This window comes from Micromonospora sp. CPCC 206061 (assembly GCF_036906915.1).
In the GTDB taxonomy this organism is placed as follows: Bacteria; Actinomycetota; Actinomycetes; order Mycobacteriales; family Micromonosporaceae; genus Phytohabitans.
In genome coordinates this window covers 1-13,243 of record NZ_JBAKHX010000042.1, presented here as the reverse complement: position 1 = coordinate 13,243, position 13,243 = coordinate 1, and the positions used below count along the sequence as shown (strand labels likewise).

The following is a 13,243-nucleotide window of genomic DNA, read 5'->3' as shown; positions in this document are numbered from 1 at the left end:
CCTATGTGGATCGTTGTTTCCGTGGTCACGCGAACAGGTCCGAGCGCAGGTACTGGGCAAGTGCTGCCGGGGTCGGATGGTCGTACACCGCCACCGGCGGCACCACCACCCCGAGGGCGCGGAGCCGGTTGCCCAGCTCCAGGGCCGTGAACGAGGAGAAGCCCATCTCCAGGAAGCTGCCGTCGGCGTCGATCTGTGCCGGAGACGGGTAACCGAGCACCGCCGCGGCGTGCGTGCGCACCAGGTCGAGCAGAGCCTGCACCTGGTCGGGCTCGGGCAGGGCGGCGAGCCGCTCGCGGAGCGCCGCGATGGCCTCGACATCGTCGACCTGTGCGGCTTCCGCCGTGGCGGCCTGCGCCGCGTCGGGCACGGTCTGGAACAGCCGCCGGGCGCCGGAGTGGGGGGTGCTGGCCAGCAGCCGCGCCCAGTCGGCCTCGAAGACCGCCAGTGGCGCGCCGTCCGGTGTGGACGCCTGCTCCAGTACGCCGATGGCGAGCCGCGGCACCACCGGGCGCAGGCCGTGGCCGGTCAGCTCGTCGCCGTCCGGCCCCCACGCGACGACGGTGGCCGGCTGGCCCGCCGCCCGGCGCCGCGCGGCGAACGCCTCGATGTACGCCTGCGCCGGAGCCGGGCCGCCGTGCCCGGGTACGCCGAGCGTGCCGGCCACGTCACCGAACACCACGAACGCCGCGAGGTCGCCGGTCAGCTCGTCGAGGTTGGCCAGGGCCACGGTGGTGGCGGCCAGGGCGGCGTCGGCGTGATCCAGCGTGGTCGGGCCCGCCGTTGCCAGGTGCACGACGGCGTCCGGTGGCTCCGCCTCGACGAGGGCCGCGAGCGCGTCCCGGTCGGTGGCGTCGCACTCGCGCACCGTCGCGCCGTGCTGGGCCAGCCAGCGGACGGCGTGCCGGCCTAGTGGGGTGGTGCCGCCGCTGACGAGCACCGTGCCGCGTGGACGCCAGCCGGCGCCGGAGTCGGCCGCTGGTACGAGCCGCCGGACGAACGCGCCGCCCGCGCGCACCGCGACCTCCGCCTCACCGCCACTCGCGAGGGCGCGCGCCAGGTGGTCGGCGGCGCGGCTGTCCAGGTTGGACGGAAGATCGATCAGGCCACCCCAGCGGTCCGGGTACTCGGCCGCGAGCGCGCGACCCAGACCCCAGGCGGCCGCCTGGCCCAGCGCGGCCGGTGGATCACCGTCGCCGGTCGACACGGCGCCGCGGGTGGCCGCCCATATGGGAGCCCGCACCTGCGTGACCAGCGCCAGCGTTGCCTTCAGGGTGGCTGTCTGGTCCTCGTCCAGGGCGAGCAACGACAGCACGCCGGCGACGTCCCCACCTGCTGCGACCTCGCCGGTTACCGGTACCACGTTGGCGCCGGCCGCGGTCATGGCCGCCGCCACCGCCGCCACCCATGGGTCGCCGGCGAGTGCCGCCGGTACGGGCAGCAGCCAGGTGCCGGACAGGCCGGTCCCGGGCGGTTCCGCGACCGGCTGCCACCGCAGCCGGTACCGCCAGCGGCGCTGGCGCCGCCACGCGGACAGCGCCGGCAGCAGTTCGCGCAGCGCCTCGCGTTGGCCGTCGTCGGCGCCGAGGGTCGCGGTGACACCGACCAGGTCCTCCCGCTCGACGGCGGCCCAGAAGGGCTCGTCCGGGTCACCGGCCGCCGTGATGGTAGCGGGCAGGTCGAGCCAGTACCGCTCGCGCTGGAACGGGTACGTCGGCAGCGGAATCCGACGGGCCTCCATGCCCGTGAACGCCGGTCGCCAGTCCACGCGGACACCCCGCACGTGTGCCTGTGCCAGGCCGGCGAGCAGCGCCTCCGGCTCCTCACGGTCCCGCCGCAGCAGGGGGGCCAGGGCGGCCGGAGCGTCGTGTGCTGAGAGGCACTCCTGCGCCATCGCGGTGAGTACCGCGTCCGGGCCCAGTTCCAGGTAGGTGGTGACGCCTTCGGCGTGCAGCCGGTCGACGCCGTCGCGGAACCGCACCGCCTGCCGCACGTGCCGCACCCAGTACTCCGGCGTGGCCACCTCGCCGGTGACGTCGCCGGTCAGGTTGGACACGACCGGGATGGCCGGGGGCGCGTAGGCCAGCGAGGCGGCGACCTTCCGGAAGTCTTCCAGCATCCCGTCCATCTGCGGGGAGTGGAACGCGTGGCTGACGGTGAGCCGCTTGACGCGCCGGCTCTGGGCTCGCCAGATCCGTTCGAGGTCGGCCACCGCTTCTTCGTCGCCGGAGATGACCACGGAGTGTGGCCCGTTGACCGCCGCGATGCCGACGCGCTCGCGCCGCTCGTCGACCAGCGGCGCCACGTCGTCCTCCCGGGCCCGGACCGCGAGCATGGCACCCCCGGTGGGCAGTTCCTGCATCAGCTCGGCGCGTGCGGTGACGAGCGTGGCGGCGTCGGGCAGGGAGAGGACGCCGGCGAGGTGGGCGGCGGTGATTTCGCCGATGGAGTGGCCCAGTAGGTAGTCGGGTGTGACTCCGAATGATGTCAGCAGCTTGTAGAGCGCGGTTTGGAGTGCGAACAGGGCGGGTTGGGTGTATCGGGTTTGGTGTAGCCGGTCGTCGTTGGGGGCGAACATGATGTCGCGTAGTTCGGTGGGGAGCCCGGCGGCGATGGTCTCGTCGAGTGCTTCGGCGAAGACCGGGTAGGTGTCGTAGAGGGTGCTGCCCATGCCGTGGCGTTGGCTGCCCTGCCCGGTGAACAGGTACGCGAGCCGCCCCGGCGTGGTGCGGCCCGCGACGGCGTTCGTGGCCGGCTCGCCGCCTGCGATCGCGGCCAGGCCGGCCCGCGCCCGCACCGCGTCGGCGGCGACCACGACCGCGCGGTGCTCGAACACGCTCCGCGTCGTCGCGAGCGACCACGCCGCGTCGGCCAGGTCGGCGCTACCGTCCACGAGCGACACCAGCTTGCCGGCCTGCGCGCGCAGCGCGGCCTCCGTGCGCGCCGACACCACCAGCGGTACCGTTCCCGTGCTCCGCTCCGGCCGGGACGTCTCGCTGGCCTCTGGCGCCTCCTCGACGATGACGTGGGCGTTGGTGCCGCTGATGCCGAACGAGGAGACGCCGGCCCGGCGCGGATGCCCGTTGCGTTCCCACGGCTGCGCCGAGGTCAGCAGCGAGACGGCACCCGACGACCAGTCCACGTGGGGCGACGGCGCGTCGACGTGCAGCGTTTGGGGCAGCAGGTTGTGCCGCAGGGCCATGACCATCTTGATGATGCCGGCGACGCCGGCCGCGGCCTGCGTGTGGCCGATGTTCGACTTTATCGAGCCGAGCCACAGTGGACGGTCGCGCTCCTGGCCGTACGTCGCGAGAAGTGCCTGCGCCTCGATGGGGTCGCCCAGCGTGGTACCGGTGCCGTGCCCCTCCACCGCGTCGACGTCGGCCGGGGACAGGCGCGCGTTCGCGAGCGCCTGGCGCACCATCCGTTCCTGTGACGGGCCGTTCGGGGCGGTGAGGCCGTTGCTGGCACCGTCCTGGTTGACCGCCGAGCCGCGCACGACGGCGAGCACGGGGTGGCCGTGACGCTGGGCGTCGGAGAGCCGTTCCAGCAACAGCAGGCCGACGCCCTCGGACCACCCGGCACCGTCGGCCGCCGCCGCGAACGACTTGCACCGCCCGTCGGGCGCGAGCCCGCGCTGCCGGCTGAACTCCACGAAGGTGCCCGGGGTCGCCATTACCGCCACGCCGCCGGCCAGCGCGAGCTCGCACTCACCCTGCCGCAGCGCCTGCGCGGCCAGGTGCACCGCCACCAGCGACGACGAGCACGCGGTGTCGACGGTCAGCGTCGGACCCTCCAGGCCCAGGATGTATGCCAGGCGGCCCGAGGCGATGCTGCCCGCGCTGCCGTTGCCGAGGATGCCCTCGAACCCGTCCGGCACCTGGTGCATCAGGCGCGACGCGTAGTCGCTGTACATCACGCCCGCGAAGACACCGGTGCGACTGCCGCGCAGCGACGCCGGGTCGAGGCCGGCCCGCTCGACGACCTCCCACGAGGTCTCCAGCAACAGCCGTTGCTGCGGGTCGATGGCGAGCGCCTCGCGGGGGCTGATGCCGAAGAACGCGGCGTCGAACCGGTCCGCGTCGTACAGGAAGCCACCCTCCCGCGCGTACGTCGTGCCCACGCGGTCCGGGTCGGGGTCGTACAGCCGGTCGATCGGCCAGCCGCGATCGACCGGGAACCCGGATATCGCGTCGGTGCCAGCGGCCACCAGGTCCCACAGGTCCTCCGGACCGTCGACGCCGCCCGGGTACCGGCACGCCATCGCCACGATCGCGATCGGCTCCGGCCGAGCGGACTCCAGCTCCAGCACCCGTTCCCGGGTGCGCTGGAGGTCCGCCGTCACCCACTTCAGATAGTCGATGAGCTTTTCCTCGTTGGTCATCGCGTGCACACCTTTCAGGCCCGCCCCAACTCGCGGTCGATGAAGTCGAAGATCTCCTCGGCGCTCGCCGCCTGGATCCGGTCCGTGGCCGTTGCCTCGGCCTCCGCGCGCGTCTCGGTCCACTTGGCCAGCAGCGTCTGTAGGCGGGAGGTGATGCGGGTGCGGTGGGTGTCGTCGCTGCCGACACCGCGCAGCGCGGCCTCCAGGCGGTCGAGTTCCGCGAAGACCGGCGCCACGGCGTCGGCCCCGTCGGGCGCCAGCTTCTGCCGCAGGTACCCGGCCAGCCCCGCCGGCGTCGGGTAGTCGAACACGAGCGTGGCCGGCAGCTTCAGCCCGCTGATCGCGGTGAGCCGGTTACGCAGTTCGACGGCGGTGAGAGAGTCAAACCCGAGCTCCTGGAACGCGCGGTCCGGCTCGACCGCCGTGGCCGACGCGTGCCCCAGTACGGCCGCGATGTGCGTGCGCACCAGCTCCAGCAGCACCTGGTGCTGTTCCGCCTCGCCCAGCCCGGCGAGCTTCTGTCGCAGCGCCCCGTCGTCTGCCCGTACCCGCCGCGCCGGCACGCGCACCACGCCCCGCAGGGCGGGCGGCAACGCACCGGCCGTCGCCAGCGCGCGCAGCCGCGGCATGTCCAGCCGCGCGGCGAGCACGCTGGCATGGCCGGCGCTGAGAGCGGCGTCCAGCATGGACAGTCCCTGCTCGGCGGTGAGCGGCACCAGGCCGTTGCGGGTCAGCCGGCTCCGGTCGGTGCTGTCGAGGTGCCCGGTCATGGCGCTGCTGTCGGCCCAGAGGCCCCATGCGATCGAGGTGGCGACGCGCCCCTGTGCGTGGCGGTGGTGGGCGAGGGCGTCGAGGTAGGCGTTGGCGGCGGCGTAGTTGCCTTGTCCGGGTGTGCCGAGGGTGCCGGCGGCTGAGGAGTAGAGCACGAATGCCTTGAGGTCCAGGTCCTGGGTCAGCTCGTGCAGGTGCCGCGCGGCGTCGACCTTGGGGCCGAAGACGTCGTCGACGTGCTCGGCGGTCAGGTTCGGGACAGTGCCGTCGCGCAGGATCCCCGCGGTGTGGATGACGGCGGTGAGGTCTGGAATGGAGTCGATGAGCGCGGTGAGTGCGTCGCGGTCGCTGGTGTCGCAGGCGACGATGTCGATGCCTGGTCCGGTCAGCTTGTCGGCGCCGGGTGCGTGTGGGCCTCGGCGGGAGGCGAGTACGAGGTGTTTGACGCCGTATGTGGTTTGGAGGTGGCGGGTGACGAGGGTTCCGAGGGTGCCGGTGCCGCCGGTGACGAGCACGGTGCCACCGCTCAGGTCCGGCTTCTCACCGGCTGGTTCCGTGATGCGGGCGAGGCGTGGGGCGTATGCCTGGCCGTCGCGGATGGTGATCTCTGGTTCGGTGGCGTTGAACGGGATGGTGTCGTATTCGTGGTCGAGGTCGATGACGGTGATGCGGTCGGGGTTCTCGGTCTGTGCGGAGCGGATCAGGCCGCGGGCTGCCGCTCCCGCGAGGTCGCCGTGGGTGGTGAATACGAGCGGGCCGGTCGTTTGTTGGATCTGGGCCAGGACGTGTTTGGTGACCTGGGCCGGGTCGTCGCCGGTCACCTCGACGACCGTCGCGCCGTCGGGGAGCGGGTCGTCAGCAGGCACGGGCACCCAGTCGACCCGGAAGAGCGTGTCGCGCTGAGATCCCGCCGCGAGCTGCTCCGGGCTGATGGGGCGCACAGCCAGCGACTCGACCGTCGCCACCGGGGCGCCGGCCCGGTCGGCCACCGACAGCGCGATCGCGTCCCGCCCGGCGGGCGTGATCCGCACCCGCAGCGCCTCGGCGCCGCTCGCGTGCGCCGACACCCCGCTCCACGTGAAGGGCAGGTACGCCGACCGGCCGCCGTCGCCGCTGGTACCGAGCACCATCGCGTGCAGTGCGGCGTCGAGCAGGGCGGGGTGGATGGTGTACCGGTGGATGTCGGGCGTGTCGTCGGGGAGTGTGATGTCGGCGTAGATGTGGTCGCCGTTCTGCCAGGCTTGCTGGACGCCTTGGAAGAGCGGGCCGTAGGTGAGGCCGAGGGTGGCGAGGTGGTCGTAGAGGCCGGCGGCGTCCAGGGCGTGGGTGTCGGCGGGAGGCCACGTGCCGGCCAGCTCGCCGCCCTGGACAGCCGTGGCGCTTCCCAGGTGGCCGGTGGCGTGCCGCGTCCACTCGATGTCGTCGTCGCCAGCGGGTCGCGAGTGGACGGTGATCGGACGGTGCCCGCTGTCGCCGGCTGCGCCGACCGTGAGGCGCACGTCGACCGCTCCCCGCTCGGGGACGGTCAGCGGTGCCTCGATGGTCAGCTCCTCGATCCGCTCGTTGCCCACGTGCGCGCCCGCATGGAGCGCGAGGTCGACGTAGGCGGTGCCGGGGAGGATGACGCTCTCCATGACCGTGTGGTCGGCGAGCCACGGGTGCGTACCGAGCGACAGCCGCCCGGTGAACAGCGTGATGTCGGTGTCGGGCAGGTCCGTGACGCCGGTGAGGATCGGGTGGCCGGTCGGCGTGAGATCGGTGCCGGTGGCGGGGACGTCGAGCCAGTACCGCTCACGCTGGAAGGCGTAGGTGGGCAGGTCGACGAAGCGTCCCTTCACGACGGTGGTCCAGTCGACCCGCGCGCCGTGGACGTGTGCCTCGGCGAGCGAGGTGAGGAGGCGGGTGTGGCCTTCGTCGCGGCGCAGCGTGCCGATGGCGGTGGCGTCGAGGGCCGAGACGAGGACGGGGTGCGGGCTGCACTCGACGAAGAGCCGGTGCCCGTCTTTCTTGAGGGCCTCGACCGTGTCGTGGAGTTGGACGGTGTGGCGCAGGTTGCGGTACCAGTAGTCGGAGTCGAGCGCAGTGGTGTCCAGGAGCCCGCCGGTCAGTGTGGAGTAGAACGGGATCCCGGAGGAGCGCGGTGTGATGCCGGCCAGCGCCGCCAGGATGTCGTCGCGGATGGCTTCGACGTGGGGGCTGTGCGAGGCGTAGTCGACGGCGATCTTGCGTGCTCGGGCGCCGGTGGCCTCGCATTGGGTGACGAAGGCCTCTAGGAGGTCGGCGTCACCGGCGACGACGGTCGAGGATGGTCCGTTGACGGCGGCGACGTGCAGGCCTTCGGGCAGGTCCAGTTCGTTGGCTGGCCGGGTGATTGAGGCCATGCCGCCGCCAGGCGGCAGTGCGGTGATGGCTTTGGCGCGTAGGGCCACCACGTGGGCTGCGTCCTGGAGGGACAGTGCGCCGGCGACGTAGGCGGCGGCGATTTCGCCTTGGGAGTGGCCGATGACGGCGTCGGGTTGTACGCCGTGGTGCTGCCATAGGGTGGCGAGTGAGGTCATGACGGCGAAGAGGGCGGGTTGGACGATGTCGACCCGGTCGAGGGGGCCGCGCAGTTCTTTGAGTAGGTCGAGGTGGGGTGCGAGGGCGTCGGCGCAGCGTCGCATGTGGTCGGCGAACACCGGGGAGCTGTCCATAAGGTCCAGCGCCATGCCGGTCCACTGGGAGCCCTGCCCGGGGAAGACGAACACCGTCCGCCCGCCGACTGCGACACCCTGCACCAGGTTGGCGGCGGGCTGGCCCGCGGCTAGCGCCCGCAGGCCCTCCTTCTCCTCGCCGACGACCACGGCACGGTGCTCGAACGCCGCCCGCGTGGTGGCGAGGGAGTAGGCGACATCCGCGAGGTTGGTGTCTTGGCCGATGCTTGCCGCCAGGGTGGCGGCCTGCTCGCGCAGAGCAGCTTCCGTCTTGGCGGACAGCACGAGCGGTGCGGGACCGGCCGGCTCGGTGGCCGGCGGTGCGTCGGCGGGCGGTGCCTCTTCGATGATGAGATGGGCGTTGGTCCCGCTGATGCCGAACGACGAGACGCCGGCGCGGCGCGGCCGGTTGTCGCCCTGCCATGGCTGGGCCTCGGTGAGCAGTTCGACAGCGCCGGTGGTCCAGTCGACGTGCGGCGAGGGCCGGTCGACGTGCAGCGTCTGGGGGAGCTGGCCGTTGCGCAAGGCCATCACCATCTTGATGACGCCCGCCACGCCGGCCGCCGCACCCGTGTGCCCGATGTTCGACTTGATCGATCCGAGCCACAGTGGACGGTCGCGGTCCTGGCCGTAGGTGGCGAGCAGCGCCTGTGCCTCGATCGGGTCGCCGAGGGTGGTGCCGGTGCCGTGTGCTTCGACGGCGTCCACATCGGCCGGTGACAGGCCGGCGTTGGCGAGGGCTTGGCGGATGACGCGTTGTTGGGATGGGCCGTTGGGTGCGGTCAAGCCGTTGCTGGCGCCGTCCTGGTTGACGGCGGAGCCCTTGATGACCGCGAGGACGCGGTGGCCGTTACGTTCGGCGTCGGACAGGCGCTCCAGCAGCAGCAGTCCCGCGCCTTCGCCCCAGCCGGTGCCGTCGGCGGCGGCGGCGAACGCCTTGCAGCGCCCGTCGGGCGCGAGACCGCGCTGGCGGCTGAACTCCAGGAACAGCGCAGGGGTCGACAGCACCGCCACACCGCCCGCGAGTGCCATGTCGCACTCGCCCTGCCGCAGCGACTGGGCCGCCAGATGCAGCGCCACGAGCGATGACGAGCACGCCGTGTCGACGGTGACCGCCGGGCCTTCCAGCCCGAACGTGTAGGAGAGGCGGCCGGACGCGACGCTCGCCGTGTTGCCGGTCAACAGATAACCCTCGTAGCCCTCGGGTATGCCGTGCAACCGCGAGGCGTAGTCCTGGGCCGCGGCGCCGACGTACACGGCGGTGCGGCTGCCGCGCACGGTGGTGGGGTCGATTCCGGCGCGTTCGAAGGTCTCCCAGGCGGTCTCCAGCAGCAGCCGCTGCTGCGGGTCGCTGGCGGCGGCCTCGCGGGGGTTGATGCCGAAGAACGCGGCGTCGAAGCGGTCAGCGGCGTCCAGGAAGCCACCCACCCGCGTGTAGATCTTCCCGGACGCGGCCGGATCCGGGTCGTACAGCTCATCGGCGTCCCAGCCGCGCTCCTCGGGCAGGCCCGACAGCGCCTCCGAGCCGGAGGCGACGAGGCGCCACAGCCCTTCCGGCGAGTCCGCCCCGCCGGGGTAGTGGCAGGCGATGCCGACGATGGCGATCGGCTCGCCCGCGTCGACAGCGGTAGCCACCGTCACCGGAGCACCGGCCGGCTGGCCACCGACCAGCTCGTCGCGCAGGTACCCGGCCAGCGTGGCCGGGGTCGGATAGTCGAAGACCAGCGTCGCCGAGAGCCGCAGCCCGGTGGCGGCATCGAGCCGGTTGCGCAGCTCGACCGCCGTCAGCGAGTCGAAGCCCGACTCCTGGAAAGCCCGGTCGGCGTCGACCGCCTCGATCGACGCGTGCCCCAGCACCGCCGCGACGTGCGTGCGAACCAGGTCGAGCAGCAGCCGCCGGCCGTCCGACTCGGACAGTTCGGCCAGACGGCGAGCGAGGGTGGCGCCGCCGTCCGCCGCCCCGGCGCTCGCCGTGCGCCGGCTGGGTGCCCGGACCAGGCCGCGCAGGATCGGCGGGAGCGGCGCGGTCCGCGCGAGGGCGCGCAGCGTCGACAGGTCCAGCTTCGCCGGTACCGCCACCGGCGTGCCGAGCGGCTGTGCGGTGTCCAGCACGGTGTCGAACAGGCGCAGGCCCTCCGCTGTGGACAGCGCACGCAGGCCGCCGCGGGCCATCCGGGCACGGTCGGCGTCGGTGAGGGCGCCGGTGATGCCGCTTGCCTGCGCCCACAGGCCCCACGCCAGCGACGTGGCCGGAAGCCCGCGCGCGTGCCGGTGTGCGGCGAGTGCGTCGAGGAACGCGTTGGCGGCGGCGTAGTTGCCCTGACCGGGCGCGCCGAGCACGCCGGCGGCGGAGGAGAACAGCACGAACGCGGCCAGGTCCAGGTCGGCGGTCAGCTCGTGCAGGTGCCAGGCGGCGTCCACCTTGGCCCGCAGCACCGCGTCGACCCGGTCCGGGGTCAGCGACTCGATCGTGGCGTCGTCGGCGATGCCCGCGGTGTGCACGACAGCGGTGAGCGGGTGCGCGTCGGGGATGCTGGCGAGCAGGCCAGCGACCGCGTTCCGGTCGGCGGTGTCACAGGCGACGACCCGGCCGAACTCGGCGAGGGACTCGGCGCCGGGGGCGTCGGGGCCCCGCCGCGACACCAGCAGCAGGTGGCGTACGCCGTGCTCCTCGGCCAGGTGCCGGGCGACGAGTCCGCCGAGCGTGCCGGTGGCGCCGGTGACGAGCACCGTGCCGTCCGGGTCCAGCGTCGGCGGGAGCGTCAGCGTTATCTTGCCGACGTGCCGCGCCTGGCTCAGGTGCCGGAAGGCGTGCGGCGCGTGCTGCATGTGCCAGCCGGTCGTGGGCAGCGGCTCGATGGCGCCGCTGTCGAACAGGGCGGCCAGCTCGACCAGGATCTCCTGCGTACGGTCGGGGCCGGCGTCGAGCAGGTCGAACGGCCGGTACGCCACACCCGGGTGGTCCGCCTCGACGCTTTCGCGGTCGCGCAGGTCGGTCTTGCCCATCTCCAGGAACGTGCCGCCGCGCGGCAGCAGCCGCAGCGACGCGTCGATGAAGTCGCCGGCGAGCGCGTTGAGCACCGCGTCGACGCCGCGCCCTTCCGTGGCCGACCGGAAAGCCGTTTCGAAGTCCAGGGTCCGCGAGGAGGCGATGCGCTCGGGCGGTATGCCGAGCCGGTGCAGGGTCGGCCACTTGCCTTGGCTGGCGGTGGCGTACACCTCGACGCCCCAGTGCCGGGCCAGCTGCACGGTGGCCATGCCGACGCCACCGGCCGCCGCGTGCACCAGAAGCGACTGTCCACGCTGGATTCCGGCCAGGTCGCGCAGCGCGTAGTAGGCGGTGAGGAACACGATCGGCACGCCCGCGGCCTGGCCGAACGACCAACCGGCCGGTACGGGCGCGAGGAGCCGGTGGTCGGTGACCGCGACCGGTCCCATGGCGCCGGAGAACAGCCCCATCACCCGGTCGCCGGGGGCCAGGCGGGTGACCTCCGCACCAACCTCGGTCACGACACCGGCCGCCTCGCTGCCGATGAGCGCCTCGCCGGGGTACATGCCGAGAGCGATGAGCACGTCGCGGAAGTTGAGCCCGGTGGCCCGTACAGCCACCCGCACCTGGGTGGGCGCGAGCGGTGCGGAGGCGTCCGGGCTGGGCACCAGGGCCAGGTTCTCCAGGGTGCCGGGGCCGTCGAGGTCGACCCGCCAGGCGGTCTGACCGGCCGGTGGGGCCAGCGCCGCGCGCCGTCCACTTCGGTTGAGCCGTGGTGCGTGCAGCCGCCCCGACCGGATCGCGAGCTGCGGTTCCCCGGTCGCGAGGGCGGCCGGCAGGATGCCCGCCCAGCCCGGTTCGCCGTCGGTGTCCAGCAGCACGATCCGACCGGGGTGCTCGGCCTGCGCGGAGCGGACCAGCCCGCTGACCGCCGCGCCCGCCAGGTCCGCGGCGTCGTCACCGGGGCGAGCGGCCACCGCGTGGCTGGTCAGGACGACCAGTCGCGTGCCGGCGAGCCGTGGCTCGGCGAGCCACTCCTGGAGCACCGTCAGGACACTGCGGACGCCGTGGTGTACCCCGGCGACTGTGTCGTCGGGAGGGCACGGAAGCAGCACGGCTTCTGGCAGGCGGCCCTCGTCGGCCCAGGTGGCCGCCTCGGCTACGGACCCGGCTCTGGCGCCGGCCACCTCGATGGCCGTCGTCACCATCTCCAGGACCGCCACGGCCGTGTCCACGCTTGACTCGGCGTCCGGGAGGGGCGTCCAGGACAGTTCGAACAGGGCGTCGTCCACGCCACCGCGCGCGTTCGCGAGCTGTGCGGCCGATACCGGACGGGCGGCCAGCGCCGTCACCGTCGCCACTGGCAGTCCCGCCGCGTCGGCGACCGCGAGCCGCAGCGTGTCGCCGCCGCCCGGCGTCAACCGGACCCGCAGGGCGGTGGCACCCGACGCGTGCAGCGCCACGCCCGACCACGAGAACGGCAGCCGGATCTGGTCGCCGCCGGCCGACAGCGCGGCCAGCGCGACCGGGTGCAGGGCGGCGTCCAGCAGCGCCGGATGGATCCCGTACCCGGACGGGTCGGCGGCCTCGGCGGGCAGCGCCACCTCCGCGTACACCTCGTCTCCGCGCCGCCACGCGGCGGCTAGCCCCTGGAACGCCGGGCCGTAGGTGAGGCCGACCTCGGCCAGCCGGGCGTAGGCGCCGTCGAGGTCCAGCGCCGTGGCGCCGGCCGGTGGCCACGCCGTCAGCTCGTCGGGTACGCCGTCCGCCTCGCCGCCAAGGGTGCCGGTGGCGTGGCGGGTCCACGGTTGGTCGGCGGCGTCATCGACCGATCCGGAGGCGCCCCGGTCGGGTCGCGAGTGGATGGTGACCGCCCGCCGGCCGTGCTCGTCCGGCGCGTCGACCGCCACTTGGATGTGCACGGCGCCGCGCTCGGGCAGCACCAGCGGCGCCTGGAGGGTCAGCTCCTCCACCCGGCCGCAGCCGACCCGGTCGCCGGCGTACAGCGCGAGGTCGAGCAGCGCGGTGCCGGGCACCAGGACGGTGTCCATGATGGTGTGGTCGCCGAGCCACGGGTGGGTGGCTGCCGACACCCGCCCGGTGAGCAGGTACCCGTCGCTGCCGGCCAGCGCGACGGACGCGGCCAGCAGCGGGTGGCCGGCACCGTCCAGCCCGAGGTCACCGGCGTCACCGAGGGCGGCCGGCGGGTCGAACCAGTACTGCTGGCCCTGGAACGGGTACGTCGGCAGCTCGACGCGCCGGCGCGGCCCGCCGAATACGGAGTCCCAGCGGATGGGCGCACCGGTCGTGTGGAGAGAGGCCAGGGCCGTCGCCATCGCTTCCGGCTCGGGTCGTCCACTGCGGAGGGTGGGCGTGAATGTTCCGGTGGTGGTGTCTGCGGCCATG

General features: G+C 73.5%; 1 protein-coding gene and 1 pseudogene. Both read right to left on the bottom strand.

Features of this window, described 5'->3' with window-relative positions:
• Window positions 1–25: 25 nt before the first annotated feature.
• A pseudogene (locus V6V89_RS25080) lies at window positions 26–4,384 on the bottom strand (type I polyketide synthase); the annotation flags it as partial.
• Between the two features lie 14 nt (window positions 4,385–4,398).
• Window positions 4,399–13,173 carry an SDR family NAD(P)-dependent oxidoreductase gene (locus V6V89_RS25075; RefSeq protein ID WP_334621774.1) on the bottom strand — a complete coding sequence of 2,925 codons (8,775 nt, stop codon included), beginning with the start codon at window positions 13,171–13,173 and terminating at the stop codon, window positions 4,399–4,401.
• Window positions 13,174–13,243: the final 70 nt, after the last annotated feature.

Excerpts from the sequence above, each read along its gene's own strand:
- V6V89_RS25075 (WP_334621774.1), bottom strand. The coding sequence starts at position 13,173 with ATGGCGACGGCCCTGGCCTCTCTCCACACGACCGGTGCGCCCATCCGC.